Genomic DNA, 26,064 nt, shown 5'->3' with positions numbered 1-26,064 from the left:
CCCACGACCAGGCCGAGAACAACAAAAACTGTCCTAAGACAGAGCCTGTACTGGTTGGATCGAGAGATCACTGCAATTCAGCGACCAAAGCAATCCGTTTGCTCTTGGCTCCCGATTGGGAGGGTCATGAAGGAAAAGCTTCATGGCGAGGGCACTCAACAAAAACAAGAAGCCCGAATCAACAATAAAAAGAGCACGCAACTACTTTCTTGGGGAGCTTCGGCTCCCCTTGTAGTTTCTCCCTCCCGTAAAAATCCCCGTTTTCATAGCGTCGGAAGCCTGTAGCCCGCGGCTTGCAGGGCAAATCGGCTGCGTCCTACACCATCCCCTGACTAAATGCTAGAATCTGCGCCCATCATGCGGTCATTCTTTGGTATGGCCGAACATTCCTTCAAACAGTGCATCCCATGCTGAAGAAGTTGTTCCAGTCATTCCGAACTCCCGTGCGTCGTACGCAACACATCCGTAGCACCCCTGAAGTGCTCAACAGCGGTCAACATTCGCTGCAGAAAACGCAATTCAGCCGCTACGCGGTCAATATTGTCGAACGCTTGCAGGGCGCCGGTTACCAGGCCTATCTGGTCGGCGGTTGCGTGCGTGACATGCTTTTGGGTATCACGCCCAAGGATTTCGACGTCGCCACCAGCGCCACGCCTGAGCAAGTCCGCGCCGAATTCCGCAATGCGCGGATCATCGGCCGCCGCTTCAAACTGGTGCATATCCATTTCGGTCGCGAAATCATTGAAGTCGCGACCTTCCGCGCCAATCACCCCGTAAACGAAGACGATGAAGACAGTAATCAGTCTTCGCGTAACGAAAGCGGGCGGATTCTGCGCGACAACGTCTACGGCACCCTGGAAGAAGACGCGCAACGCCGCGACTTCACCATCAACGCCCTGTATTACGATCCGGTCAGCGAGCGCATTCTCGATTACGCCAACGGCGTACACGACATTCGCAATCACCTGATCCGCCTGATTGGCGATCCAAAGCAGCGTTACCAGGAAGACCCGGTACGCATGCTGCGGGCCGTGCGTTTCGCCGCCAAGCTCAATTTCGGCATCGAAAAGCACACCGTTCAACCGATCCGCGAACTGGCACCGATGCTGCGCGAGATTCCTTCGGCGCGCCTGTTCGAAGAAGTGCTCAAGCTGTTCCTCTCCGGACACGGTGCGATCACCTTCGAGATGCTGGTCGATCTGCAACTGTTCGCCCCGCTGTTCCCGGCCAGCGCTGACGCACTGGATCACAACCCGGATTACACCCACACGCTGATCAGCGAAGCGCTGACCAACACCGACTTGCGCATCAAGCAGAACAAACCGGTGACCCCGGCGTTCCTTTTTGCCGCAATGCTGTGGCCCGCCCTGCCGGCCCGCGTTCTGCGTCTGCAAGAGCGAGGCATGCCGCCGATTCCGGCAATGCAGGAAGCCGCACACGAGCTGATCGCCGAACAGTGCCAGCGCATTGCGATTCCAAAGCGCTTCACCATGCCGATCCGCGAGATCTGGGACATGCAGGAGCGCCTGCCACGGCGCAGCGGCAAGCGTGCCGACTTGTTGCTCGACAACCCGCGCTTCCGCGCCGGTTACGACTTCCTGCTGTTGCGTGAAAGCGCTGGCGAGCAGACCGACGGCCTGGGCGAATGGTGGACTGACTATCAGGATGCCAACGACAGCGAACGTCGCGACATGATCCGCGACCTCAGCGGCAAGGGTGACGATGCCAGCGGTGCTCCGCGCAAACGTCGTCGCAGCGGCGGTTCCAAGCGCAAGCGCGCCGGTGCGCCGAGCGCCACAGGCGAGTAAGGCATGGAACGCATCTACATCGGCATGGGCAGCAACCTCGCTGACCCTGCCGAACAATTGCGCAGCGCGGTCGACGCGCTGGGGCGATTGCCACAGACCGCACTCGTCGGCGTTTCCGCCTTCTATCAAAGCGACTCGCTGCTGCCGGGCCAACCGCGTTACACCAACGCGGTCGCCGCGCTCGACAGCGCATTGGCCCCGCTGGATCTGCTCGACGCCCTGCAAGCCATCGAAAACGATCAGGGCCGCGAACGCCTGGAGCGCTGGGGTCCGCGCACGCTGGATCTGGATATTCTGCTGTTTGGTGATCGACTGATCGACGAACCACGACTGAAAGTCCCGCACTACCAGATTCAGGAACGCGCGTTCGTCCTGTATCCGATGGCCGAACTGGCTCCAGCCGATTTGCTTCTTGCCGATGGCCGTAACCTCGCCGGTCTGCTGGCAGCCTGCCCGTTCGTCGGCCTCGAACGCCTCCCCCAAGCCTGAAGCAAATCCCCCCAGTAGGAGCTGCCGCAGGCAGCGATCTTTTGATCTTGTTCTTGTTTTTAAACCCACAAGGATCAAAAGATCGCAGCCTTCGGCAGCGCCTACATGGATAGCGTGCGGCATCGCTATTTTTGTCCGACAAAAACCCCGCGAATCAGCCCCGCCGCGCCGCTGAATCGCATCAGTAACGCCGGTAACACTCCCCTCGTAACAACGCGGTAACACACGCAATTGACTTCCGCTTGGCTCCTCACGACTATAGGCGTCCCGCTGCCGCCAACCCGGCACATACGGGCGCAATCCAGGCCTTATAAGCACGACAAAAGACCGTGCGCCTGAGTAGATGAAGAATCACGCGCGTTACTCGCAGTAGTTTCCAGAGCGCCTGAACGAGGATTTTTTACATGCCAGCCATCACCCTGACCACGCTCCAGAGCCTCAAGCAGAAAGGTGAAAAGATCACCATGCTGACCTGCTATGACGCGACTTTCGCCCACGCCTGCAACGAGGCCGGTGTCGAAGTGTTGCTGGTGGGCGACTCACTCGGCATGGTCCTGCAAGGTCACGACAGCACCCTGCCGGTGACCACCGCAGAAATGGCCTATCACACTGCCTGCGTCAAACGCGGCAACCGCGATGCCCTGATCATGGCCGACCTGCCGTTCATGGCCTACGCCACGCTTGAGCAAACCATGACCAACGCCGCCATGCTGATGCAGGCCGGCGCGCACATGATCAAGGTCGAAGGTGCATTGTGGCTGGCCGAGTCGATCCGTCTGCTCGCTGAACGCGGCATCCCGGTCTGCGCGCACATGGGCCTGACCCCGCAAGCGGTGAACATTCTCGGTGGCTATAAAGTGCAGGGCCGCAACGAGAACCAGGCGCGGCAGATGCGTGCCGACGCCATTTCACTGGAACAGGCTGGCGCGGCCATGCTGCTGCTCGAATGCGTACCGAGCGAACTGGCTGCGGAAATCAGTCAGGCAGTGAAGATTCCGGTCATCGGCATCGGCGCTGGTAGCGCTACCGATGGTCAGGTCCTGGTGCTGCACGACATGCTCGGTCTGTCGATCTCCGGCCGCGTACCCAAGTTCGTGAAAAACTTCATGCACGGTCAGGACAGTATCGATTCGGCCCTCAAGGCTTACGTCAGCGAAGTCAAAGCCACCACGTTCCCTGGCATCGAACACGGATTCTCTGCATGAACACCGTCAAAACCGTACGCGAACTGCGCGCTGCTGTAGCCCGCGCCCGTAGCGAAGGCAAGCGCATCGGCTTCGTGCCGACCATGGGCAACCTGCACAGCGGCCACGTCGCGCTGGTGACCAAAGCCACGCAACGCGTGGATTTCGTGGTCGCAAGCATTTTCGTCAACCCGCTGCAATTCGGCGCCGGCGAAGACCTCGACAAATACCCGCGCACCCTCGCGGCGGATCAGGAAAAACTGCTGGAAGCCGGTTGCTCGCTGCTGTTCGCGCCAACCGTCGAAGAGATGTACCCCGATGGCATGGCCGGGCAAACCCGGGTCAGCGTGCCGCAACTTTCCGAAGGTCTGTGCGGCGCCAGCCGTCCGGGGCATTTCGAAGGTGTGGCGACAGTGGTCAGCAAACTGTTCAACATGGTTCAGCCGGATCTGGCGATTTTCGGTCAGAAGGATTTCCAGCAACTGGCGGTGATCCGCGCGCTGGTGCATGACCTGAACATGCCGATCCAGATCATCGGCGAACCGACAGTCCGCGCTGACGATGGCCTTGCCCTGTCGTCGCGCAACGGTTTCCTCAGCGAAGCACAACGCGCCGTAGCTCCAGCGGTCTATCGCACCCTGAGCACGATTGCCGAGTCGATCAAGCAAGGTGAACGGGATTTCCCGGCACTGATCAGCGCGCAACTGCAACAGCTCGAAGCCGCTGGCCTGCGCCCGGATTATCTGGAAATCCGCCACGCCGTAACCTTGCGTCCGGCGACGGCTGAAGACCGTGACCTGGTGATTCTGGTGGCGGCGTTCCTCGGTACTACGCGGTTGATCGATAACCTGCACCTGAATCTCGATACGCCAACGTAAGCATCACCGCAACACCCAGTGGGAGCGAGCCTGCTCGCGAAGGCAGTGTGTCAGCCTGGTTGTTGACTGACACACCGCATTCGCGAGCAAGCTCGCTCCCACAGTAGTTTTCGCTCCACTGCTGGTGTGTATTGGCCGTTTGTCGCCTCGTTCCTGGTATCAATGTTAAAAAAGTACAGGGATCGGGTCAGACAAAGTCAAGACAGATTGCAGCGCGAGGTTTACTGTATTCGCCCTGCGTCCAAAAACCGTGACAACGCAGTTGGCCCACGCCCAAACATGGCGTGCAGGCCTGTTCAGTGTTCAAAAGGCCGTTCAAGTAAAAGGAAAACCGCAGCGATGGCGTATTACCTCAATCCTCAAGACGTTACCGCTCTGCCCGCCTGGCAAGCGTTGAAAGATCACCGCCAAGCCATGCAGGATTTCAGCATGCGCGAAGCCTTTAACGCCGATCCGCAGCGCTTCAATCAGTTCACCCTCAGCAGCTGCGGGCTGTTTCTCGATTATTCGAAGAATTTGATCAACGCCCAGACCCGCGACCTGCTGGTGAGCTTGGCCAATGAAGTCGATCTGAAGGGCGCGATCAAAGCGTTGTTCGACGGCGAAATCGTCAATACGTCCGAACAGCGTCCAGCGCTGCACACCGCCCTGCGCCGTCCGGTCGGCGACAAGCTGTCGGTCAACGGCGTCAACGTGATGCCAGAAGTGCACAAGGTGCTGAATCAGATCACCGATCTGGTCGGCCGCATCCACGACGGTCTGTGGCGTGGTTACACCGAGAAGCCGATCACTGACGTGGTCAACATCGGCATCGGTGGCTCGTTCCTCGGCCCTGAGCTGGTGTCCGAAGCCTTGCTGTCCTACGCGCAAAAAGGCGTGCGCTGCCACTACCTGGCAAACATTGACGGCAGCGAGTTTCATGAACTGACACAAAAGCTGCGCGCCGAAACCACGCTGTTCATCGTTTCGTCGAAGTCGTTCAACACCCTCGAAACCCTGAAGAACGCTCAGGCCGCACGCGCCTGGTATCTGGCTCAGGGCGGTTCGGAAGCCGAGCTGTATCGTCACTTCATCGCTGTGTCGAGCAACAACGCCGCGGCCGTGGCGTTTGGCATTCGTGAAGAAAACATCTTCCCGATGTGGGACTGGGTTGGCGGCCGTTACTCGCTGTGGTCGGCCATCGGTTTGCCGATTGCCCTGGCCATCGGCATGTCCAACTTCAAGGAACTGCTGTCCGGTGCCTACACCATGGACCAGCATTTCCAGACCGCGCCGTTCGAACAGAACATGCCAGTGCTGCTGGCGCTGCTCGGCGTGTGGTACGGCAACTTCTGGGGCGCGCAAAGCCACGCGATCCTGCCGTACGACCATTACCTGCGCAACATCACCAAGCACTTGCAGCAACTGGACATGGAATCCAACGGCAAGAGCGTGCGTCAGGACGGTACCCCGGTCTCGACTGATACCGGCCCGGTGATCTGGGGCGGCGTCGGCTGCAACGGTCAGCACGCCTACCACCAGCTGCTGCACCAGGGCAGCCAACTGATCCCGGCCGACTTCATCGTGCCAATCGTCAGCTTCAACCCGGTGTCCGACCACCATCAGTGGCTGTACGCCAACTGCCTGTCGCAGAGCCAGGCGCTGATGCTCGGCAAGACCCTGCCGGAAGCCGAAGCCGAATTGCGCGAAAAGGGCATGAGCGAAGACCAGGTGCACAAACTTGCTCCGCACAAAGTGATCCCGGGCAACCGTCCGAGCAACACCCTTGTGGTCGAACGCATCAGCCCGCGTCGTCTTGGCGCACTGGTGGCCATGTATGAGCACAAAGTGTTCGTGCAAAGCGTGGTCTGGGGCATCAATGCCTTTGACCAGTGGGGCGTGGAACTGGGCAAGGAATTGGGCAAGGGCGTTTACAATCGCCTGGTCGGCAGCGACGAAACCAACGCTGACGATCCGTCCACCCAGGGCTTGATCAACTACTTCCGCGGTCGTCACCGCGGGTGATTTGACTGTGTTGCCCACAGATCCTGCGGGCAACACTTATCCACTGTGGGAGCGAGCCTGCTCGCGAATGCGGTTTGTCATTCGGCATCTTTGTTGACTGACACTCCGCATTCGCGAGCAGGCTCGCTCCCACAGTTGTTTGTGGATGACTTGAACCTGTTGACCGCTCGGCGCATCTTTATTCTTCGCACAACAAGAATAAGGAACCGTCATGTTCGATATCAGCACGTTCCCCCAAGCCGATGCCGTCCGCCGGGCTGCTCAGTTGAGTCAGGACGACTATCAGCGCCTGTACCGCGAATCCATTGAACACCCCAGCAGTTTCTGGGCCGAACAGGCCACTCGCTTCCTCGACTGGAGCACACCGTGGCAAACCGTTCAGCGCTACGACCTGAAAACCGGTGAAGCCGCCTGGTTTGCCGGCGGCAAACTGAACGTCAGTTACAACTGCATCGACCGTCACTTAGCACAGCGCGGCGATCAGACCGCGTTGCTCTGGGAAGGCGACGACCCTGCCGAATCGGCGCAAATCACCTACAAAAAACTTCATCACCACGTTTGCCGACTGGCCAACGTACTGAAAAGCCGTGGCGTGAAGAAAGGCGATCGGGTGTGCATCTACATGCCGATGATTCCCGAGGCCGCTTACGCCATGCTCGCCTGCACCCGAATTGGCGCCGTTCATTCGGTGGTGTTTGGCGGTTTTTCCCCTGACTCCATGCGCGACCGTATCCTTGATGCCGATTGCCGCACCGTGATCACCGCCGACGAGGGCGTGCGCGGTGGCAAATTCGTCCCGCTGAAAAGCAACGTCGACAAAGCCCTGCTAAGTTGCCCGAATGTCAGCACTGTCATCGTGGTCGAGCGTACCCAAGGCAAGGTCGATTGGGTCGAAGGCCGGGACCTTTGGTATCACCAGGCTGTGCGCGACGTCAGCGACGCCTGCCCACCGGAACCGATGGACGCCGAAGACCCGCTGTTCATCCTCTATACCTCCGGCAGCACCGGTAAACCCAAAGGCGTGCTGCACACCACCGGCGGCTATCTGCTGCAAGCGGCGATGACCTTCAAATACGTGCTCGATTACCGCGACGGCGAAGTGTTCTGGTGCACGGCCGACGTCGGCTGGGTGACGGGCCACAGCTACATTGTCTACGGGCCACTGGCCAATGGCGCGACCACGCTGATGTTCGAAGGCGTGCCGAGCTATCCGAGCAGCTCGCGCTTCTGGCAGGTCATCGACAAGCACAAGGTCAATATCTTCTACACCGCACCGACGGCACTGCGCGCGTTGATGCGCGAAGGTGCCGAACCGTTGAAGGAAACTTCCCGACAGAGCCTCAGATTACTCGGCAGTGTCGGTGAGCCGATCAACCCGGAAGCGTGGGAATGGTATTTCAACGTGGTTGGCGAACAACGCTGCCCCATCGTCGATACCTGGTGGCAGACCGAGACCGGCGGCATCATGCTCAGCCCCTTGGTCAGTGCGCAGCGGATCAAGCCGGGCTGCGCCACGCAACCGATGTTCGGCGTGCAGCCGGTGCTTCTCGATGAACACGGCAAAGAGATCAAAGGCGCCGGCAGCGGCGTGCTCGCCATAAAATCAAGCTGGCCGGGGCAGATTCGCAGTGTCTACGGCGACCCGCAACGGATGGTCGATACCTACTTCAAGCCCTACCCCGGCTACTACTTCACCGGCGACGGCGCCCGTCGCGACGAAGACGGCGATTACTGGATCACCGGACGCATCGACGATGTGATCAACGTCTCCGGCCATCGTATCGGCACCGCCGAAGTGGAAAGCGCGCTGGTGCTGCACAACAGCATCGCCGAGGCGGCGGTGGTCGGTTATCCACATGACGTCAAAGGCCAGGGCATTTACGCCTTCGTCACACCGATGAACGGCACCGAGCCCAGCGATGAGCTGAAAAAAGAACTGTTGGCCCACGTCAGCAAGGAGATCGGCAGCTTCGCCAAACCGGATCTGATCCAGTGGGCGCCGGCCTTGCCGAAAACCCGCTCAGGCAAGATCATGCGGCGCATATTGCGCAAGATCGCCTGCAACGAACTCGACAGCCTCGGTGACACTTCAACCCTGGCCGATCCGAGCGTGGTGCAAGGCCTGATCGACACGCGCCTCAATCAGTAACCCTTGCGGGCGCGGCCAACCGAGCGCGCCCCCCTCCCTCACTGAGTGCTCATGGAATTCATCCGCAGTCGTATCGAAAACCAACTCATGAGCCTGACCGGTCTGTCCCTCGGCCAGCTCGATCTGGAAAACCCCAAGGGCGACCCGGGGCTGTTTGGCCCCGAGTCGGTCAGTTGGCAGGTGCACGGCGACTTCAGCAGCATGTTGATCGGAGGCATCAGTGCGCTACTGCTGCAGGCGCTGCATCCACTGGCGCTGGCCGGGGTCTGGGACCACTCGAACTTTCGTGAAGACATGCTCGGACGTTTGCGCCGCACCAGTCAGTTTGTCTCCGGCACCACTTTTGGTTCACGCCGCGACGCCGACTGGTTGATCGAGAAAGTCCGCACCATTCACCTGCAAGTCGTCGGCACGGCGCCAGATGGCCGGCCTTATGCGGCCAGCGATCCGGATTTGCTGACGTGGGTGCATGTGGCGGAAGTCAGTAACTTTCTTGCGGCGCATCTGCGTTATCGCAATCCACAGTTGTCATTGGCCGATCAGGACCGGTATTACGCAGAAATCGCCGTGGTCGCCGAGCGTCTCGGCGCCCGGGATGTGCCGAAATCGCGGCAGGCCGTGGCGGATTATCTGCAACGCATGCGCCCACAATTGCTCTGCGATGAGCGCAGCCGCGAAGTCCTGCGCCTGCTGCTCGAAGCCCCGGCCCCCAGCCTGATGGCGCGGCCATTTGGCGATCTGATGATGAAGGCCGGCATCGATCTGTTGCCGGACTGGGCCAGCGACATGCTCGACGCCCGACAGAATCCGCTGCAACGCCAACTGATCCGCGCCAGCGTCAAGCGCAGCGCGCCGATGTTGCGCTGGGCGATGCGCAATGGCTCGGTGCAACGGGCAAAGCGGCGGATGGGGCTGCTTCGCTGACGCTCAGAGCTGCAAGCTGCAAGCTGCAAGTTTTGAGCTTGAGGCTTGAAGCTTGGAGCGTGCAGCTCAGTAACTGTTAAACTCCCGCGCCCCAATTCTCTCCAGCAAGGCGCCCGCATGTCTTCCTTGAATCAGGCGCTGCGCGCCGCCCTCGATCAACGTCAGGACTTGCTCTCTGTACTGCACAGCCAGGGCACCGATTGCTATCGCCTGTTCCATGGCAGCCAGGAAGGCGCCGGCGGCCTGACCATCGACCGTTACGGCCCGCAATTGCTGGTGCAAAGTTTTCACCAGACGCTGGAGCGTGACGATCTGTTGCAACTGCACGCCATCGTCAACCAGACCCTGGGCCTGGAGACTTTGCTGGTTTACAACGACCGCTCCCGCGGCAACTCGCGTATCGACCGCGAAGACCACGTCTACCGGGCCGACGACGCGGCGCTGGTGGATCTGGTCGGTCACGAATGGGGCCTGAATTACCGTGTACGCGGACGCCATGCCGGGCAGGATCCGCTGCTGTTCCTCGACCTGCGCAACACCCGCGGCTGGGTCAAGGATCACGCCAAAGGCAAAAGCGTGCTCAACCTGTTCGCCTACACCTGCGGCGTTGGCTTGAGTGCCGCGGCCGGTGGCGCTCGTGAAGTGTGCAACCTCGACTTTGCCGAGGGCAACCTCGCCGTCGGTCGCGAAAACGGTTTGCTCAATCCGCGGTTGCCGGAAATGGAGTTCGTCCAGTCCGACTACTTTCCGGCCATCCGCCAACTGGCCGGTCTGCCCATCAGTCAACGACGCGGGCAGAAACTGCCGAGCTATCAGCGCCTGGAACAGCGCCAGTACGATCTGGTACTGCTCGATCCGCCGGCTTGGGCCAAGAGCGCGTTCGGCACCGTCGACCTGCTGCGCGACTATCAAAGCCTGCTCAAACCGGCCCTACTGACCACCGCCGACAACGGGGTGCTGATCTGCTGCAACAACCTGGCGAAAGTCAGCATGGACGACTGGCGCGAACAGGTCCTGCGTTGCGCCGAGAAGGCCGGGCGCCCGGTGCGCGAATGGAGCGTGATGACCCCGGGCGCGGACTTTCCGTCGCTGGACCAACAGCCGCCACTGAAAACCCTGATCCTGCAACTCTGATCACTTGCCCATGTAGGAGCTGCCGCAGGCTGCGATCTTTTGACTTTGTTTTTTTTGATCAAAAGATCGCAGCCTGCGGCAGCTCCTACAAAATTGCAGACAAATCTGAACAATCCTGCTCCACACCAGGTACTTCGGAACCAGAATCGCGTGCCATACTCCAAGGCACTCCGTTTCCGACAGATGAAGCCGCACATGCCCAAAGGATTGATTCGCGCGATTGGCGCACTGTTGACCGCTCTGGCCCTCTACAGCTTGCTCGGGTTTCTGATTTTACCGGGCATCGCCTTGCGTGTTGCCAACCAGCAACTGGCCAACTATGCGACGGTGCCTGCGCATATCCAGCGCATCGAACTCAATCCGTTCAGCCTTGAAGTCACCTTGTGGGGCCTGGTCATCGGCGAGCCCGGCAAAGAGCAGGTCGGTTTTGAACGCCTGTACGCCGACCTGCAACTCGATAGCCTTTGGACGAAAGCAGTCCATCTGTCCAACATCGAACTGGACAAACCGAAGACCGAAATCCTCTTCGCCAAAGACGGCAAGCTCAACCTGCTCGGTCTGTTCAACATACCCGCCAGTGAACCGACACCCGCCGATCCCGATGCCAAACCGTTTCCTCTGCGCATCGACCAGATCAAACTCGCCAACGGTGTCGTGCACTTTGAGGATGTGCGCCCGAGCGAACCCATCGAATTCCTCTACGACGATCTCAACTTCGAGCTGAAAAATCTCAGCACCCTGCCCGAAGACAGCGCCGACATGACGCTGGTCGCGATCGGTCCCAACGGTGGCCGAATCGACTGGAGCGGCAATTTCAGCCTGATCCCGATCACCTCCGAAGGCACGCTGAAAATCACCGACGGCAATATGAAAGCGTTTTGGCCTTACGTGCGAGACGCAGTGCCCCTGGTTCTTGAAAACGGCGTGATGAACCTCAGCACCGAATACAAACTCAATCTGTCGAAACAAACCGAGCTGCAACTGAACAACATTGCACTGAGCATCGCGCCGTTCGCGATCAAGGCACCCGACGGGCGCCCACTGGCGAAACTTGAACGCCTTGATGTCAGCGAGACCTCGGTGGACCTGGCGAAACAGCAAGTGGTGGTTGGCAAGATTCGTAGCCAGAAACTGGAAACCTGGGCCGCCCTTGAGGCTGACGGGCAACTGGACTGGCAGAAACTGTTCGCCAGCCAACCGTCGAAACCTGCCGCCAAAGCCGCCGCCGAACCGGCCAGCACGCCTGCGACCGCCGACTCGCCAAAACCTGAACCGAGTGCGCCGGACAAGCCATGGCAAGTACTGCTCAAAGATGTGCAGCTGCGCAACTACACCGTCCACGTGGCTGACCGGTCGGCCAATCCACCGGTGACACTGGATGTCACCCCGCTGAACGTCGACCTGCAGGATTTTGACAGCCTCAACGGATCACCCTTCAAGCTCAAACTCGATACCGGGTTAGGCAAGCAGGGCAAGATCCTCGCCGATGGCACGGTCAATCTGGCACCGGTCAACGCCCAGCTCAACGTTAAAACCCAGGACATCGACCTGCGTGTCGCGCAGTCCTACATCAATCCGTTCATTCGTCTCGAATTGCGTAGCGGCATGCTCGGCAGTGACCTCAAGGTCAACCTCAAGAGCACCGAACCGCTGGCGCTCAGCGTGACCGGCCGCGCGCAGATCGATCAACTGCACACCCTCGACACCCTGAAAACCCGCGACTTCCTCAAGTGGCAGCAAGTGGTCGTGGAAGGCCTGAACTACCAGCACGGCGACAGCCTGTCGATCGACAAGGTCAACCTGTTTCAGCCGTACGTGCGCTTCATGATCAACGATGACCGCACCACCAACATCGATGATCTGCTGATTCCGCAGCCTGCCGACAGCGGCACGAAAACCGCCGCCGCCAAACCGGCCAGCAAAGACAAACCATTGGGCATTCGCATCGGCGGTATCGCCATCAACGACGGCTCGGCCAACTTCGCCGATTTCAGCCTGACGCCGAATTTCGCCACCGCCGTCCAGCAACTCAACGGCCAGATCGGCACCATCGACAGTCGACAGTCGAAACCGGCCACTGTCGACATCAAAGGCAAGGTTGACCGCTATGCACCGGTGACCATCAAGGGCGCGGTCAATCCTTTCGACCCGATGGCCAGCCTCGACATCACCACCAGTTTCAAACGGGTCGAGCTGACCACCCTGACGCCCTACTCCGGCAAATTCGCCGGATACCGCATCCGCAAGGGCCGGCTCAACCTAGACCTGCATTACCTGATCACCAAGGGCCAACTGAAGGCCGAGAACAAAGTGGTGGTCGAGCAATTGCAGCTGGGTGAGAGAGTCGACAGTCCGGATGCGACAAGCCTGCCGTTGAAACTGGCGATCGCGTTGCTCAAGGACGTCGACGGCAAAATCTCCATCGAGTTACCCGTGACGGGCGACTTGAACAATCCGCAATTCAGCGTGATGCCGATTGTCTGGCAGACCCTGCGCAATCTGATCGTCAAAGCCGCTGCGGCACCATTCAAAATGATTGGCGGTTTGGTCAGCGGTGGCGGCTCCCAGGATCTCGGCACGGTGTCCTTCGCGCCGGGCTCCAGCGAGTTGAACAAGGATGCCGAGGGGGCGCTGATCAAGCTGTCCCAAGCACTCAAGGAGCGTCCGGCCCTGCGCCTGGAAATCGAGGGCGTCGCCGCCAAAAGCAGCGACGGCCCATTGCTTGCCGAACAGCGCCTGGAACGTGAATACCAATACAACTACTACAAGATGCTCCAGCGCCGCGGCGATAAAGTCCCGGCTCAGGCGTCCTTGATTGACGTGCCGGACAGCGAGAAAGGCCCACTGCTCGAAGGCATCTATCGCACTCGTCTGAAGACTCAGCCGCCGGCCGAATGGAAGGATCTGGGCAAGGAAGAACGCACAGCGAAAATGCGCGAAGGCGTGATCCAGTTCTGGAGTTCCAGCGATGTGCTGCTGCGTCAGTTGGGCCAGGACCGTGCCAGCAGCATCAAGGATTTTCTGGTGGACAAGGGCCAACTGGCTGACGACCGCGTGTACTTCATCGACACCAATCTGGGCGAGGCTGAAAGCGACGGTAGGGTGGTGACGCAAATGCACCTGGATGCCGAATGAGCAATGGTAAATGGCTGGCAGCGATGGCACTGACATTCGTTGTTGGCCAGGCGTCAGCCTCCGATACGTTGCGTTGCGGCAGGCAACTGATCAGCCTTGGCGACCGCGCAAGCGAGGTGCTGAACAAGTGTGGCGAGCCTGTGAGCCGCGATGCACTGGGTTACAAGCGCAGCGCCAATCGGCGGGAAGAGTTTCAGGTCGAGGAATGGACCTACGGCCCGAACAACGGCATGTATCAATATCTGCGCTTTGAAGGCAATCGTCTGAAGCAGATCAATAGCAAACGCGGTAACTGACCCGACACCAAACTCATGTGGGAGCGAGCCTGCTCGCGAATGCATTGCGTCAGTCGACATCTTCGTCGGCTGACAGAGCACTTCGCGAGCAGGCTCGCTCCCACATTGTTTGTTGCGTGCCAAATAAAACGGGCCCCGACACAAAGTGTCGGGGCCCGTAATGATCACATCCGTGTGATCGTTCGCATGAACTCTAAAGTTGCGGCAGACGTATTGCTCGGCCCGTCTGTCGCCCCTTCTCCCGGTCCAGGCGAGAAGTCATGCCTTACTCGGCTTTCAGGCCGTCAGCGGAGACCGCTTTGACGCCTTTGATTTTCTTGGCGATGGCAACAGCTACGTCTTTCTGCGATTCGGTTACAGCAGTAGTCGACGACAGCGACACAACGCCTTTGTTGGTTTCTACTTTGATGTCGGTACCTGGAATGCCTTTTTCGGTGACCAGGTCGGCTTTGACCTTAGTGGTGATCCAGGTATCGGAAGTATCTTGTTTCATCTCGGTGACTTCACCGGCTGCCAGAGTCATTGGAGCCTGAGTAGCCTGAGCCGATTGTGCAAATGCACCGGAAGCCATGGTCAGGGTCAGCGCGGTTGCAGCAGCGGCAGTGATAGCGAACTTCTTCATACGAGTAACTCCTGTTTTTCTGGAAAGTCTGCTGGATGTCTTGTCAGCAGGGTTACCGTAGATATTGCGAACGCTGTGCCAACTTTTCAGATGACATAAAACCTATATAAATCAATAACTTATAAATAAGGCAAATTTCCGGATTCATGCAAAATGCATGAGTGGCTGAATATTCACATGCAAGTTGCGGCTTTTTGAAAAGTTCCTAAGGCGCTGAAATTATTGAAGCTTTTATGAAGCGCTGCGCAATGAAAAATGCCCCGCATTGCGGGGCATTCATTGGACGAAGGCTTTCGGATTACGCACCGCTGGCCGTGCAGCCTCTAGGGGAATATTCCGCATTAACCGTCGTAGCGCACGTCCACACGCCGGATGTTGCACCGGTGGCCGAGCCTGAGCGGCTGAGCGTGATCGTTTTGCCCAACACAGGACCCGGGGCATTGACCAGTGTGCAAGTGATCGAACCGGCACCCGAAGAGGCTGTGCCCGTAGCCGCCAGTGTGCAGTTGGACGTCGTCGCCGCGGCACCACCGGCCACCAACGTCAGCGTCGGATCTGTCCCCTGATTGATGGTGTCTTCAAACGGCACTTTCAGAGCGCTGATCTCTGCCAAACCCGCCGTCACCTTGGATCGCGCTTGATATTTCGAATACTGCGGCAGGGCGATAGTCGCCAGAATCCCGATGATCGCCACAACGATCAGCAACTCGATCAGCGTAAAACCTTGTTGTTTTTTCATAGAAACGCTCCATGCATGAGTCGAAATCTCATGATCTGAGAAGAACAGAGCATAGCCCATGCCAAGCGCCTGAAAGCCCTGCCCACGAAGCGCGAGCAGCGCTCTACGCAGTTTCCTACAGCCCGCAACCGCACTATCTGACACTTTTTGTCACCTGCACCGACCGTGTTTGGCGCTGTCACTTGACTAGGCTATAAGTCATGAACTGCAAGCGTGCGGAATCCCCATGAATGACATCGCTTTGAGCGGTCTGGCCAAGCAATTGGTGCAGGCCGAACTGCTCACGGAAAAAAGTGCCCAGCAGGCCTGGCAACAGGCCCAGCGCAATCGGCTGTCGCTGGTCAGTTATCTGGTGCAGAACAAGCTGGTAAAGAGCGCGCAGGTCGCCGAGATCGCCTCCGAGCACTTCGGCATGGCGTTCCTCGACCTTAATTGCCTGGACAAGGAAACCCAGCCCAAAGGCCTGGTCAGTGAAAAACTGGTGCGCCAGCATCACGCCCTGCCCTTGTGGCGACGCGGCAACAAGCTGTTCGTGGGGATTTCCGACCCGAGCAATCACCAGGCAATCAACGACATCCAGTTCAGCACCGGGTTGAGCACCGAAGCCATCCTGGTGGAGGACGACAAGCTCAGCGATGCCATCGAAAAATTCTTCGACACTCACGGCACCGGTCTCGAAGACATGGCCGACGTCGATCTCGACGGCCTCGATGTCGAATCGATCGACGACAACAAGCAGGACGCCATCGGCGGACAAGACGCCGACGATGCGCCGGTGGTGCGTTTCGTCCACAAGATGCTGCTCGATGCGATCAAAAGCGGCTCCTCCGACCTGCATTTCGAGCCTTACGAAAAAAACTACCGGGTACGGGTGCGCACCGACGGCATTCTGCGCGAGGTGGCCAAGCCGCCGATCCAACTGGCCGGGCGCATCGCCGCACGTTTGAAAGTCATGGCCAGCCTCGACATCTCGGAACGGCGCAAACCGCAGGACGGGCGGATCAAGATGCGCCTGTCCAAAAGCAAGTCGATCGACTTCCGGGTCAATACCCTGCCAACCCTGTGGGGCGAGAAAGTGGTGATCCGGATTCTCGATCCCTCCAGCGCGCAAATGGGCATCGACGCCCTCGGCTATGAGCCTGAGCAGAAAGTCCTGTATTTGGCAGCCCTCAAGCAGCCACAAGGGATGATTCTGGTCACCGGCCCCACTGGCTCGGGCAAAACGGTGTCGCTGTACACCGGGCTGAATATTCTCAACACGGTCGACATCAACATATCCACTGCCGAAGACCCGGTGGAGATCAATATGGAAGGCATCAACCAGGTCAACGTCAACCCCAGACAGGGGCTCGATTTTGCCCAGGCCTTGCGCTCGTTCCTGCGTCAGGATCCGGACGTGATCATGGTCGGCGAGATCCGCGATCTGGAAACCGCCGAGATCGCGATCAAGGCTGCGCAGACCGGCCACCTCGTGCTTTCGACACTGCACACCAACAGTGCGGCGGAAACCCTGACGCGACTGCATAACATGGGCATCCCCGGCTTCAACATCGCCACTTCGGTCAGCCTGATCATCGCCCAGCGGCTGGCGCGCAAGCTGTGCAGCCACTGCAAGAGAGCCATCGAGATTCCGCGCGAAACCCTGATCAAGGAAGGTTTCCCCGAGGAACGCATCGGCAGTTTCACGATCTACGAGCCAGTCGGTTGCGATCACTGCAATGGCGGTTACAAGGGTCGCGTGGGGATTTATGAAGTGGTGAAGAACACAGCAGACCTGCAACGACTGATCATGGCCGAGGGCAACTCGCTGGAAATCGACATCCAGATGCGCCGCGACGGCTTCGACGACCTGCGTACCTCAGGCCTGCGCAAAGCCATGCAAGGCATTACCAGCCTGGAAGAAATCAACCGGGTCACCAAGGACTGAACATGGCGGTCAAGGCAGCGAAAATCAGCGTCTACGCCTGGGAAGGCACGGACAGGAAAGGCAGCAAACTCAGCGGTGAATTAAGCGGGCAGAACCCGGCACTGATCAAGGCTCAACTGCGCAAGCAAGGGATCAATCCGGGCAAGGTGCGTAAAAAAACTGCCTCGCTTTTTAGCTTCGGCAAACGCATCAAGCCCCGGGACATCGCCCTGTTCACGCGGCAGATGGCGACCATGATGAAGGCTGGCGTGCCGCTGCTGCAGTCGTTCGACATCATCGGTGAGGGCTTCGAAAACCCGGCCATGCGCAAACTGGTCGACGAGGTGAAACAGGAGATCGCCGCCGGTAACAGTTTCGCCAACGCCCTGCGCAAGAAGCCGCAGTATTTCGATGAGTTGTATTGCAACCTCGTGGATGCCGGCGAACAGTCCGGCGCCCTCGACACGTTGCTGGAACGGGTCGCGACCTACAAGGAAAAAAGCGAAGCCCTCAAGGCCAAAATCAAGAAAGCCATGACTTACCCCACCGCCGTGGTGCTGGTTGCAGCCGTGGTGACCGGGATTCTGCTGGTGAAAGTGGTGCCGCAATTCGAGTCGGTTTTTTCCGGTTTTGGCGCCGAGTTGCCGGCCTTCACCCTGCTGGTCATCAGCCTCTCGGAATTCATGCAGCAATGGTGGTGGGCGATACTCGTTGCGCTGGTGGCCGCTTTTTTCGGCACCCGCCGTGCGCTGAAAACATCCCAGGCCATGCGCGATCGCAAAGACACCTGGCTATTGAAGCTGCCGTTGGTGGGCACGCTGATGTACAAATCTGCCGTTGCACGCTTCGCCCGGACCCTGTCGACCACATTTGCTGCCGGCGTGCCGTTGGTGGAAGCGCTCGACTCGGTGGCCGGCGCCACGGGCAACGTGGTGTTCAAGCGCGCGGTATTGCGCATCCGCCAGGATGTTTCCACGGGTATGCAGCTGAATTTTTCCATGCGCGCCACCGGGGTTTTTCCCAACATGGCGGTGCAGATGACCGCCATCGGCGAAGAGTCCGGCGCGCTGGACGAGATGCTCGACAAGGTCGCCGGGTTTTACGAGGACGAAGTGGATAATATGGTCGACAACCTCACCAGCCTCATGGAGCCGTTCATCATGGTTGTCCTGGGGGTGATTGTCGGCGGTCTGGTGGTGGCGATGTACCTGCCGATCTTCCAACTCGGCTCAGCGATCTGACATGCCTATCGACGAACTCTTTGCCGTTTACCCACTGGCCTTCGTCTGCACGGCGTTGCTGCTCGGTCTTATCGTCGGCAGCTTTCTCAATGTGCTGGTCTGGCGCCTGCCGAAAATGCTCGAGCGCGACTGGCGCCAGCAGGCGCAGGACGTGCTCGGTCTGCCCGGCGAAACGCCGCTGCCGACCTACAACCTGATGCTGCCGCACTCCGAGTGCCCGCACTGCGCACATCGAATTCGTGCGTGGGAAAACATCCCGCTGCTCAGTTATCTGTGCCTGCGCGGACGCTGCTCCGCGTGCGCAGCGCCGATCAGCAAACGCTATCCACTGACCGAACTGAGTTGTGGACTGCTTTCGGCGTTTATCGCCTGGCAGGTGGGTTTTGGCTGGCCGGCCTGTCTGTTGATCTTCCTCACCTGGGGCTTGCTGGCGATGAGTCTGATCGACACCGAGCATCAATTGCTGCCCGATGTGCTGGTGCTGCCGTTGTTGTGGCTGGGGCTGATCGTCAACAGTTTCGGGCTGTTCGTGCCGCTGCACGATGCAATGTGGGGCGCGGTGGCCGGTTACATGGCGCTGTGGTCGGTTTTCTGGCTGTTCAAACTGCTGACCGGCAAGGACGGCATCGGTCACGGTGATTTCAAGCTGCTGGCGCTGCTCGGCGCCTGGGGTGGCTGGCAGATTCTGCCGCTGACGATCCTGCTGTCTTCGCTGGTGGGAGCGATTATCGGGGTGATTTTGCTGCGTGTGCGCGAGCAGAAAACCTCGACGCCGATCCCCTTCGGCCCCTATCTGGCAATTGCCGGCTGGATTGCCTTGCTCTGGGGTGGTCAAATAACCGACTTCTATTGGCAGTTTGTCGGTTTGAAATGAATACCCCTGTGGAAAAACCCTGGATTCTCGGCCTGACCGGCGGCATCGGCAGCGGCAAAAGCGCCGCGGCCCAGCACTTCATCGACCTTGGCGTCCATGTGGTCGACGCTGATCACGCAGCACGCTGGGTAGTCGAACCGGGTCGCCCGGCGCTGGCCAGGATTGCCGAGCACTTCGGCGCCGGCGTGTTACGGGCTGACGGCACGCTGGATCGCGCCGCCCTGCGCAAGCTGATCTTCGAAGTCCCGGAGCAGCGCCGCTGGCTCGAAGCCCTGCTGCATCCGTTGATCGCCGAGGAAATCGCCCATCATCTGGCGCAGGCAAAATCGCCCTATGCGATTCTGGTTTCGCCGCTGTTGATCGAATCCGGGCAATACGCGATGACCCAGCGAATCCTGGTGATCGACGCTCCGCAACAACTGCAGATCGAACGCACCTTGCAGCGTGACCAGACCAGCGAACAGCAGGTTCAGGCGATCCTCAAAGCCCAGTCGAGCCGTGAAGACCGCGTGAGCCGTGCCGACGACGTGGTGGTTAACGACCGCGACCTCGCCTGGCTGCACAGCGAGGTCGAGCGCCTGCATGACTTTTACCTGACTTTAAGTGGAGGCCAATCATGAGCCAGATCCCGACCGTAGAATGCCCAACGTGTGGCGCCCCCGTGGAATTCACTCCGGATAACAAATTCCGGCCGTTCTGCTCCGATCGCTGCAAACTGATCGACTTGGGCGCCTGGGCCTCGGAAGAGCACAAGATCCCGGTCGCACCGGACGCCGAGGATGAACTGTTTTCCGGCGATTTCGATCCGCGCCACTGATCCCTTCAGGGCCGCATGAAGCCGTAGTCCTGATCGTCGTCGAGGTTTTCCGCCAGAAAGCGCAACTCGTCGGCCAGGTCTTCGGCGTTGCGCACGGTCTTGCTCTGTTGCACCACCGCACTGAGCAAGGCCCGCAGGCTCAACCCCGGATCGAACCCCACCTCTTGCGCCATCTCCAGACTCTTGCGGGTTTCCTGCCGCGCCCACTCGTACACACTCATGCTGCCGCTCCTGAAGGAATTTGGCCGAGCATGAAATGCCGCGCGCGTGGCGGGTTTGATGTGGATCAAGACTTGGGATCGTCGTCCTTCCAGGGTGCCGAAAGGTAGCGCGTGCGATTGAAGGTCTCCAGCCATTCCGGGCTGAACACCACCAGTGCGCTGACCACCATGCCGTTGATGAACGCCTCGGGGAATATGATCAGCCACAGGTAGCCGATAAAGTCTTCCAGCCATTCGGGCATGGCAAACAGGCCGTCGTACCAGAGCAATGTCAGGCTCAGCAGCAGACACAACAGCGCTGACAGCGCGGCGGCGAGAAACCCGGAGCAGAAGATGTACACAAAGGGATTGCGTGGCTGGGCGCGCTCGACGAGGATCGCCACGCACTCGGTAACCAGCACCGGCAGCAGAATAAACAGTGCACCGTTGACCCCCAGTGCCGCGAGATCCTGGCGCCCGAGCAGCACCAGGCCAACTTGCGCCACCAGCCCGCCGAGAATCGCCAGCGGCCAGTCGAGCAGCAATGTCACCGCCGTCATGCCGATGAAGTGATAAGCGACCCCGGTATCGAAATCCCGGCGCACCAGCCACAACAGAAACAGCGCGAACACCGTGCCGAACAACAGATGCTGGCGACGGCTATCACTGAACAACTCGACCCAAGGAGCACGAACAATCGCCCAGAACAGCACCGGCAGATAGATCAGCCATCCGAGCGTCAGACTTGTGGATGACAGCAATTCGGCGCCGATCATAGGTGAGCCTTCGCTGACGCCTGGGGCCGCGCCAGCCAAAGATCGAGCAGCGACACTGTTATATTTTTCACGCGGTTCTCCCGTCGAGACAGTTCTCAGTCTATACCGCCGTTTGCGACTCGCCGTATCACGCTACTGCGCGTGGCGGCTGGACGCGGCATCTCCAGGATTGCTCCGCCATGGGGTTGGCGCTCATCGGCCTGGACTGGACAACTGCATTGAGCGGCCCGGCGGGAAACCTTTCCACACTACCCGATGCTGCCAATGGCTGCTGACTGTCGGCATGCTGTTGGGAAGACTGGAGATCCTCACCGTCCTGGTGCTGCTCACACCAGTTTTCTGGAAATACCAGTCTCGACAACCAATTGCGATTTATTGCCTAGACTCCTCTTGTCCACCGTGCAAACGCTTTTGAGTCACGAGCCGCACGAGAACTAAAACAAGAGGAACATCTCAATGCTTAAATCATTGCGCAACGCAGTCGTCTGCGCACTTGCGCTGGGCGTATCGGGCCTGGCGCTGGCGGCCGATCCAATCGTTATCAAGTTTTCCCATGTAGTCGCCGAGCAAACGCCCAAGGGCCAAGGCGCCCTGCTATTCAAGAAACTCGTCGAAGAACGCCTGAAGGACAAGGTCAAGGTTGAGGTCTACCCGAACTCTTCATTGTTTGGCGACGGCAAGGAAATGGAGGCACTGCTGTTGGGCGATGTGCAACTCATTGCTCCGTCGCTGGCAAAGTTCGAACAATACACACCGAAATTGCAGCTATTCGACTTGCCGTTCCTGTTCAACGACATCTCGGCCGTCGACCGTTTCCAGCGCAGCCCTCAAGGCCAGGAACTGCTCAAGTCGATGGAAAGCAAGAACATTACAGGCCTCGCTTATTGGCACAACGGCATGAAGCAGCTGTCCGCCAACAAGAAGCTGGTTGTACCGGGCGATGCCCGGGGTCTGAAATTCCGTGTACAGGCGTCGGCCGTACTGGATGAACAATTCAAAGCAGTGAAAGCCAACCCGCGCAAGTTGAGCTTCGCCGAGGTGTATCAGAGCTTGCAGACCGGTGTCGTGAATGGCGCGGAAAACCCTTACTCGAACATCTTCAGTCAGAAAATGCACGAGGTGCAAAAGTTCATCACTGAATCCGACCATGGCTTGCTCGACTACATGCTGATCACCAACACCAAGTTCTGGAATGGCCTGCCGCCGGATGTGAGAACCGAACTGGACAAAATAATCGTCGAGGTTACCGCCCAGGTAAACAAAGACGCGGAGAAGCTCAACCAGGACGCCAAACAGCATATCGTCGACGCCAAAACCACTGAAATCATCCTGCTGACTCCGGAACAACGTGGCGAGTGGCGTGAAAAAATGAAGCCGGTCTGGGCGAAGTTCGAAGGTGCTATCGGCGCCGACCTGATCAAGGCCGCCGACGCCTCGAACCAGGCTCAGTAAACCTGCCCGCGTGTGCCGCCTCAAAGCGGCGGCACCTGTTTCATTGTCGTCACTCGATCGGGAGCAGCCATTCATGAATGCCTTGCGGCGTATCTGGGACCACTTCGAGGAAGGCTTCATTGTTTTCCTGTTGGCGGCAATGACGCTGGTGACGTTCGTTTACGTCATCCTGAACAACCTCTATAGCGTTTTCTACAGCTTCGCCGAGCAATGGCAAGGCGCCAGTGAATCGTTATTCGCAATTGGCGACAGCATCATGGGAATGGCCCAGGCCATGACTTGGAGCATCGCGTTGACCAAAGCCCTGTTTGCCTGGCTGATCTTTTTTGGCTTGTCCTATGGCGTGCGCACTGCCGGGCATATCGGTGTCGATGCCTTGGTGAAGCTGGCCAGCAAACCGGCTCAGCGCATCATCGCCATCATTGCCTGCCTGTGCTGTCTCGGCTATGCGGGGCTGCTCAGTGTCAGCAGTTTCGAATGGATTCAAACGTTGTTCATCGCCGGTATCGGCGCCGAGGATCTCGGTCACTACGGCATCATGCAGTGGCACATCGGACTGATCGTGCCTGTCGGTTTCGCTCTGGTGTTCATCCGCTTTGCCGAAATCCTCGTGCGCATCGTGCAGAACCGTCAAACCGGCCTGGGCCTGGCCGATGAAGCCGCAGATGCGCTGAAACTGACCGACCATGAGGATGACAAGAAATGACCATTCTGTTCCTCTTCGTCGCCCTGTTCGTGCTGATGTTCATCGGCGTACCGATCGCCATTTCCCTGGGTTTGGCCGGCTCGATGACGATCATTCTGTTCAGCCCCGACTCCGTGCGCTCACTGGCCATCAAATTATTCGAGACATCCGAGCACTACACCTTACTGGCAATCCCGTTCTTTTTGCTGGCCGGCGCGTTCATGACCACGGGCGGCGTGGCGCGGCGCCTGATCGACTTCGCCAATGCGTGTGTCGGACATATTCGCGGCGGCCTGGCCATCGCAGCCGTCCTCGCGTGCATGTTGTTCGCCGCGCTGTCCGGCTCAAGCCCTGCAACGGTCGCGGCCGTGGGTTCCATCGCAATTGCGGGCATGGTCCGCTCCGGTTATCCACAGGCGTTCGGTGCCGGCATCGTGTGCAATGCCGGCACGCTGGGCATTCTCATTCCACCCTCCATCGTCATGGTGGTGTATGCCGCTGCGACGGAAACCTCGGTCGGCAAGCTGTTCATGGCCGGAGTCATACCGGGTTTGCTGCTGGGTACCGCGCTGATGGTGGCTATCTATGTCGTCGCCGTGAGGAAAAACCTGCCCGCCATGCCTCGTGCCACCGTTCGTGAATGGTTTACGGCAGCACGCAAAGCCATCTGGGGCCTGTTGCTGATGGTCATCATCCTGGGCGGCATCTACTCAGGAATGTTCACCCCGACCGAGGCGGCGGCAGTGGCGGCGGTCTACTCGGCATTCATTGCACTGTTCGTCTACAAGGACATGACGTTCCGTGAGACACCGAAAGTGCTGCTGGAATCCGCCAAGCTGAGCATCATGCTGATGTTCATCATCGCCAATGCCATGCTGTTCGCTCATGTGTTGACCACCGAGCAAATCCCGCAACAAATCACCGCCTGGGTCATCGGCGCGGGGCTGACGCCGGTGACGTTCCTGCTGGTGGTGAACATCGTATTACTGGTGGCGGGGGCGTTCATGGAGCCTTCGGCAATCATCCTGATCCTGGCGCCGATCCTGTTTCCGATTGCCGTGCAGTTGGGGATCGACCCGATCCACCTGGGCATCATCATGGTGGTGAACCTGGAGATCGGGCTGATTACTCCGCCCGTGGGGCTGAACCTGTTCGTCACGTCGGCGGTGACAGGCATGTCGCTGGGTGCCACCATCCGTGCGGCGATGCCTTGGCTGATTATCCTGTTACTGTTCCTGATATTGATAACCTATGTACCGTGGATTTCGCTGGCCCTGCCCAACTGGCTGGGGATGACGTAACCGGGAAGAGTTGTTCCTGGCCACTACTTCGATCACATTTGAACGCTAAGCTTGGCCTATGGATGACTCAGATTACTTACGCCTGCTGACCATCGCGGCCGAGCAGGCCAACGCATTCCTGTCCAATGCCCGCAAATGGGAGCGTGAGCGTTGGGTCTGCCAGCGCCTGCTGCAAGGCCTGAACATTCCTTATCGCGCCGACGAGTTCGCGCCTGCCGGCGAGCCGCCGGACGTGCTGTTTCGCGACGCCAACTTCGAAGTATTCTTCGTCCTCGACGAGGGGCGCAGGCTTAACGACGAATGGCGCGATGAACTGCAACGTCGGCGCAGCGCGTTTTCCCTCAGTCAACTGGTGCGCCGCGAAGCCAAGCCAAAGCGGATTCCGGCCAATGAATTCCTCTTGCGCCTCGCGCCGACGCTGCGCAAAAAAGCCCACAACTACAAGGAGCGCGGCATGGATCTGGGCGAGCTGGACATCATCGCGTTCGCCAGCCTCAAGCGCGAAGTGCTGGACCTCAACAGCCACTTTCCGCCGCCGACCGAATATTTGCGTCAGGGCTGGCGTTCGCTGTCCCTCGTCGGCCCGACGTTCGCCCGCGTGCTGTTTGCGCACCCCGATGCACCGGACTTTCTGCGCAGTAACTTGGGGCGCAGCATCGTCTTCGATGTAGGGATAAGCCTGTGACACCACTTCAGCAATTGATCGCCGATGTCCCGCAAACCGGCACCGTGCGCTGGATCGGCGTGCGCCCCGAATCCCGTGGACCGATGATCGAACTCGATGCCGTTGAAGCACGCCTTGAAGCCGGACTGACCGGCGACCACGCCCGCCCCGGGGTGCGCAACGCGCGGCAAGTGACGCTGATTCAGTGGGAACATCTGGCCGTGATCAGCGCATTGATGGGACGCCCGCACGACCAACCGGTAAAACCTGAAGATCTGCGGCGCAATCTCGTTATAAGCGGGATCAACCTGTTCAGCCTCAAGGGCAGGCGCTTTCGTATCGGTCAGGCGATTTTCGAAACCACCGGCTGGTGCCAGCCCTGCGCACGCCTGCAGAACAACCTCGGCCCCGGCACCTTTCAAGCGGTGCGCGGACATGGCGGAATCACCGCACGGGTGTTACAAAGCGGCATCATTCGCCTCGACGATAGCCTCTGTGTCGAACCGGTTCCGGACAGCGGCTATGCTGCGTTCAACCCCGGTTGAAAACCGCTGTAGCTTCTGCACATCCAGCAACGTCTACCTGACGAGGCCTTTATGACCAGCCGCCTGAAACCCGAAGACCAAAAGCATGTCGAAGAGTACCTGCAACTGTCCCAACACCGTGTCGAGCGCCGGCCTTTCCGGCCGTGGATGCTCCTGGTGCTGGTGCTGGCAGTGACCATTGGTCTGGGCCTGTTGAGCCGATTTATAAGTTACCTGACGCTATGAGCTGCATCGCGCTCGC

At 59.1% G+C, this 26,064-nt stretch carries 25 protein-coding genes and 1 pseudogene; 22 read left to right on the top strand and 4 right to left on the bottom strand.

All coding sequences use genetic code 11. The features are described 5' to 3' along the window. Window positions 1-407 precede the first annotated feature (407 nt). The 10 genes from H8B20_RS25505 to H8B20_RS25460 all read left to right on the top strand — a co-directional run bounded on the left by H8B20_RS25505 (window position 408) and on the right by H8B20_RS25460 (window position 14,001). Window positions 408-1,808 carry a polynucleotide adenylyltransferase PcnB gene (locus H8B20_RS25505; protein ID WP_042561099.1) on the top strand — a complete coding sequence of 467 codons (1,401 nt, stop codon included), beginning with the start codon at window positions 408-410 and terminating at the stop codon, window positions 1,806-1,808. A 3-nt stretch (window positions 1,809-1,811) separates the two neighbouring features. Next, a complete protein-coding gene (gene folK, locus H8B20_RS25500) occupies window positions 1,812-2,297 on the top strand; it encodes a 2-amino-4-hydroxy-6-hydroxymethyldihydropteridine diphosphokinase (protein WP_210624940.1) in 486 nt (161 codons plus the stop codon). A gap of 404 nt (window positions 2,298-2,701) precedes the next feature. Then, on the top strand, window positions 2,702-3,502 hold the full coding sequence (gene panB, locus H8B20_RS25495) for a 3-methyl-2-oxobutanoate hydroxymethyltransferase (protein WP_047303260.1): 801 nt from the start codon (window positions 2,702-2,704) through the stop codon (window positions 3,500-3,502). Then, on the top strand, window positions 3,499-4,359 hold the full coding sequence (gene panC, locus H8B20_RS25490) for a pantoate--beta-alanine ligase (RefSeq protein ID WP_210624939.1): 861 nt from the start codon (window positions 3,499-3,501) through the stop codon (window positions 4,357-4,359). Before panB ends, panC begins: the two co-directional genes overlap by 4 nt. Window positions 4,360-4,698: 339 nt before the next feature. Continuing rightward, window positions 4,699-6,363 carry a glucose-6-phosphate isomerase gene (gene pgi / locus H8B20_RS25485; protein WP_210624938.1) on the top strand — a complete coding sequence of 555 codons (1,665 nt, stop codon included), beginning with the start codon at window positions 4,699-4,701 and terminating at the stop codon, window positions 6,361-6,363. 211 nt (window positions 6,364-6,574) lie between these two features. Then, window positions 6,575-8,512: an acetate--CoA ligase gene (gene acs / locus H8B20_RS25480; RefSeq protein ID WP_210624937.1), complete on the top strand. Its 1,938-nt coding sequence runs from the start codon at window positions 6,575-6,577 to the stop codon at window positions 8,510-8,512. A gap of 51 nt (window positions 8,513-8,563) precedes the next feature. Then, window positions 8,564-9,436 carry an oxygenase MpaB family protein gene (locus tag H8B20_RS25475; protein ID WP_042561105.1) on the top strand — a complete coding sequence of 291 codons (873 nt, stop codon included), beginning with the start codon at window positions 8,564-8,566 and terminating at the stop codon, window positions 9,434-9,436. 117 nt (window positions 9,437-9,553) lie between these two features. After that, the gene (locus H8B20_RS25470; protein WP_210624936.1) at window positions 9,554-10,570 is read left to right on the top strand and encodes a class I SAM-dependent rRNA methyltransferase; all 1,017 of its coding nucleotides are present in this window, start codon (window positions 9,554-9,556) and stop codon (window positions 10,568-10,570) included. Window positions 10,571-10,753: 183 nt separating this feature from the next. Continuing rightward, complete coding sequence (locus H8B20_RS25465; RefSeq protein WP_210624954.1) at window positions 10,754-13,705, top strand: DUF748 domain-containing protein; 2,952 nt, start codon at window positions 10,754-10,756, stop codon at window positions 13,703-13,705. Next, window positions 13,702-14,001, top strand: coding sequence for a DUF2845 domain-containing protein (locus H8B20_RS25460; RefSeq protein ID WP_210624935.1), 300 nt, complete (start codon window positions 13,702-13,704; stop codon window positions 13,999-14,001). The genes H8B20_RS25465 and H8B20_RS25460 overlap by 4 nt, the downstream gene beginning before the upstream one ends. Window positions 14,002-14,266: 265 nt before the next feature. On the opposite strand, the gene H8B20_RS25455 is transcribed toward H8B20_RS25460, so the two are convergent. Further along, the gene (locus H8B20_RS25455) at window positions 14,267-14,623 is read right to left on the bottom strand and encodes a BON domain-containing protein (RefSeq protein WP_042561109.1); all 357 of its coding nucleotides are present in this window, start codon (window positions 14,621-14,623) and stop codon (window positions 14,267-14,269) included. Window positions 14,624-14,921: 298 nt separating this feature from the next. Further along, on the bottom strand, window positions 14,922-15,362 hold the full coding sequence (locus H8B20_RS25450) for a pilin (protein ID WP_210624934.1): 441 nt from the start codon (window positions 15,360-15,362) through the stop codon (window positions 14,922-14,924). Window positions 15,363-15,588: 226 nt separating this feature from the next. Between H8B20_RS25450 and pilB the strand changes: the two genes are divergently transcribed. From pilB to yacG, 5 genes are read left to right on the top strand one after another with little or no spacing between them, the layout of a single operon-like run. Then, window positions 15,589-17,289, top strand: coding sequence for a type IV-A pilus assembly ATPase PilB (gene pilB / locus H8B20_RS25445; RefSeq protein ID WP_210624933.1), 1,701 nt, complete (start codon window positions 15,589-15,591; stop codon window positions 17,287-17,289). Between the two features lie 2 nt (window positions 17,290-17,291). Beyond that, on the top strand, window positions 17,292-18,509 hold the full coding sequence (locus H8B20_RS25440) for a type II secretion system F family protein (RefSeq protein WP_115146559.1): 1,218 nt from the start codon (window positions 17,292-17,294) through the stop codon (window positions 18,507-18,509). Window position 18,510: 1 nt separating this feature from the next. Next, window positions 18,511-19,383: a prepilin peptidase gene (locus H8B20_RS25435; RefSeq protein WP_210624932.1), complete on the top strand. Its 873-nt coding sequence runs from the start codon at window positions 18,511-18,513 to the stop codon at window positions 19,381-19,383. Beyond that, complete coding sequence (coaE, locus tag H8B20_RS25430) at window positions 19,380-20,003, top strand: dephospho-CoA kinase (protein WP_210624931.1); 624 nt, start codon at window positions 19,380-19,382, stop codon at window positions 20,001-20,003. The genes H8B20_RS25435 and coaE overlap by 4 nt, the downstream gene beginning before the upstream one ends. Then, window positions 20,000-20,200 carry a DNA gyrase inhibitor YacG gene (yacG, locus tag H8B20_RS25425; protein ID WP_042561115.1) on the top strand — a complete coding sequence of 67 codons (201 nt, stop codon included), beginning with the start codon at window positions 20,000-20,002 and terminating at the stop codon, window positions 20,198-20,200. The genes coaE and yacG overlap by 4 nt, the downstream gene beginning before the upstream one ends. A 5-nt stretch (window positions 20,201-20,205) precedes the next feature. On the opposite strand, the gene H8B20_RS25420 is transcribed toward yacG, so the two are convergent. Both H8B20_RS25420 and H8B20_RS25415 read right to left on the bottom strand, forming a co-directional pair. Next, window positions 20,206-20,421, bottom strand: a complete 216-nt coding sequence (locus H8B20_RS25420) for a hypothetical protein (protein ID WP_042561116.1) — start codon at window positions 20,419-20,421, stop codon at window positions 20,206-20,208. Window positions 20,422-20,486: 65 nt separating this feature from the next. After that, complete coding sequence (locus H8B20_RS25415; protein WP_042561117.1) at window positions 20,487-21,176, bottom strand: energy-coupling factor ABC transporter permease; 690 nt, start codon at window positions 21,174-21,176, stop codon at window positions 20,487-20,489. A gap of 176 nt (window positions 21,177-21,352) precedes the next feature. Between H8B20_RS25415 and H8B20_RS25410 the strand changes: the two are divergent. From H8B20_RS25410 to H8B20_RS25380, 7 genes and pseudogenes are all read left to right on the top strand, one after another. Next, window positions 21,353-21,525: pseudogene (locus H8B20_RS25410) on the top strand (potassium transporter TrkH); the annotation flags it as partial. A gap of 107 nt (window positions 21,526-21,632) precedes the next feature. Beyond that, window positions 21,633-22,628: a TRAP transporter substrate-binding protein gene (locus H8B20_RS25405; RefSeq protein WP_150597108.1), complete on the top strand. Its 996-nt coding sequence runs from the start codon at window positions 21,633-21,635 to the stop codon at window positions 22,626-22,628. Between the two features lie 73 nt (window positions 22,629-22,701). Continuing rightward, entirely contained in the window at window positions 22,702-23,334 is a 633-nt protein-coding gene (locus tag H8B20_RS25400; protein ID WP_150602215.1) for a TRAP transporter small permease, read from the top strand. Continuing rightward, window positions 23,331-24,614: a C4-dicarboxylate TRAP transporter large permease protein DctM gene (dctM, locus tag H8B20_RS25395; RefSeq protein WP_042561121.1), complete on the top strand. Its 1,284-nt coding sequence runs from the start codon at window positions 23,331-23,333 to the stop codon at window positions 24,612-24,614. The genes H8B20_RS25400 and dctM overlap by 4 nt, the downstream gene beginning before the upstream one ends. Before the next feature lie 58 nt (window positions 24,615-24,672). Then, a complete protein-coding gene (locus tag H8B20_RS25390) occupies window positions 24,673-25,299 on the top strand; it encodes a DUF1780 domain-containing protein (protein ID WP_007909887.1) in 627 nt (208 codons plus the stop codon). Further along, window positions 25,296-25,823 (top strand): MOSC domain-containing protein, encoded by a 528-nt coding sequence (locus tag H8B20_RS25385; protein ID WP_042561122.1) that lies wholly within the window; start codon window positions 25,296-25,298, stop codon window positions 25,821-25,823. Before H8B20_RS25390 ends, H8B20_RS25385 begins: the two co-directional genes overlap by 4 nt. Window positions 25,824-25,874: 51 nt before the next feature. Beyond that, entirely contained in the window at window positions 25,875-26,048 is a 174-nt protein-coding gene (locus H8B20_RS25380; protein ID WP_042561123.1) for a DUF3094 family protein, read from the top strand. Window positions 26,049-26,064: the final 16 nt, after the last annotated feature.

The organism is Pseudomonas sp. P42, from assembly GCF_017973755.1.
GTDB lineage: Bacteria > Pseudomonadota > Gammaproteobacteria > Pseudomonadales > Pseudomonadaceae > Aquipseudomonas > Aquipseudomonas iridis.
This window is presented reverse-complemented; position numbering and strand designations above follow the sequence as displayed.

Excerpts from the sequence above, each read along its gene's own strand:
- H8B20_RS25440 (WP_115146559.1), top strand. The coding sequence starts at position 17,292 with ATGGCGGTCAAGGCAGCGAAAATCAGCGTCTACGCCTGGGAAGGCACG.
- H8B20_RS25460 (WP_210624935.1), top strand. The coding sequence starts at position 13,702 with ATGAGCAATGGTAAATGGCTGGCAGCGATGGCACTGACATTCGTTGTT.
- folK (WP_210624940.1), top strand. The coding sequence starts at position 1,812 with ATGGAACGCATCTACATCGGCATGGGCAGCAACCTCGCTGACCCTGCC.
- pilB (WP_210624933.1), top strand. The coding sequence starts at position 15,589 with ATGAATGACATCGCTTTGAGCGGTCTGGCCAAGCAATTGGTGCAGGCC.
- pgi (WP_210624938.1), top strand. The coding sequence starts at position 4,699 with ATGGCGTATTACCTCAATCCTCAAGACGTTACCGCTCTGCCCGCCTGG.
- yacG (WP_042561115.1), top strand. The coding sequence starts at position 20,000 with ATGAGCCAGATCCCGACCGTAGAATGCCCAACGTGTGGCGCCCCCGTG.
- H8B20_RS25390 (WP_007909887.1), top strand. The coding sequence starts at position 24,673 with ATGGATGACTCAGATTACTTACGCCTGCTGACCATCGCGGCCGAGCAG.
- H8B20_RS25450 (WP_210624934.1), bottom strand. The coding sequence starts at position 15,362 with ATGAAAAAACAACAAGGTTTTACGCTGATCGAGTTGCTGATCGTTGTG.
- H8B20_RS25380 (WP_042561123.1), top strand. The coding sequence starts at position 25,875 with ATGACCAGCCGCCTGAAACCCGAAGACCAAAAGCATGTCGAAGAGTAC.
- H8B20_RS25420 (WP_042561116.1), bottom strand. The coding sequence starts at position 20,421 with ATGAGTGTGTACGAGTGGGCGCGGCAGGAAACCCGCAAGAGTCTGGAG.
- H8B20_RS25400 (WP_150602215.1), top strand. The coding sequence starts at position 22,702 with ATGAATGCCTTGCGGCGTATCTGGGACCACTTCGAGGAAGGCTTCATT.
- H8B20_RS25405 (WP_150597108.1), top strand. The coding sequence starts at position 21,633 with ATGCTTAAATCATTGCGCAACGCAGTCGTCTGCGCACTTGCGCTGGGC.
- H8B20_RS25415 (WP_042561117.1), bottom strand. The coding sequence starts at position 21,176 with ATGATCGGCGCCGAATTGCTGTCATCCACAAGTCTGACGCTCGGATGG.
- coaE (WP_210624931.1), top strand. The coding sequence starts at position 19,380 with ATGAATACCCCTGTGGAAAAACCCTGGATTCTCGGCCTGACCGGCGGC.
- H8B20_RS25465 (WP_210624954.1), top strand. The coding sequence starts at position 10,754 with ATGAAGCCGCACATGCCCAAAGGATTGATTCGCGCGATTGGCGCACTG.
- acs (WP_210624937.1), top strand. The coding sequence starts at position 6,575 with ATGTTCGATATCAGCACGTTCCCCCAAGCCGATGCCGTCCGCCGGGCT.
- panC (WP_210624939.1), top strand. The coding sequence starts at position 3,499 with ATGAACACCGTCAAAACCGTACGCGAACTGCGCGCTGCTGTAGCCCGC.
- H8B20_RS25455 (WP_042561109.1), bottom strand. The coding sequence starts at position 14,623 with ATGAAGAAGTTCGCTATCACTGCCGCTGCTGCAACCGCGCTGACCCTG.
- H8B20_RS25435 (WP_210624932.1), top strand. The coding sequence starts at position 18,511 with ATGCCTATCGACGAACTCTTTGCCGTTTACCCACTGGCCTTCGTCTGC.
- H8B20_RS25505 (WP_042561099.1), top strand. The coding sequence starts at position 408 with ATGCTGAAGAAGTTGTTCCAGTCATTCCGAACTCCCGTGCGTCGTACG.
- dctM (WP_042561121.1), top strand. The coding sequence starts at position 23,331 with ATGACCATTCTGTTCCTCTTCGTCGCCCTGTTCGTGCTGATGTTCATC.
- H8B20_RS25475 (WP_042561105.1), top strand. The coding sequence starts at position 8,564 with ATGGAATTCATCCGCAGTCGTATCGAAAACCAACTCATGAGCCTGACC.
- H8B20_RS25470 (WP_210624936.1), top strand. The coding sequence starts at position 9,554 with ATGTCTTCCTTGAATCAGGCGCTGCGCGCCGCCCTCGATCAACGTCAG.
- panB (WP_047303260.1), top strand. The coding sequence starts at position 2,702 with ATGCCAGCCATCACCCTGACCACGCTCCAGAGCCTCAAGCAGAAAGGT.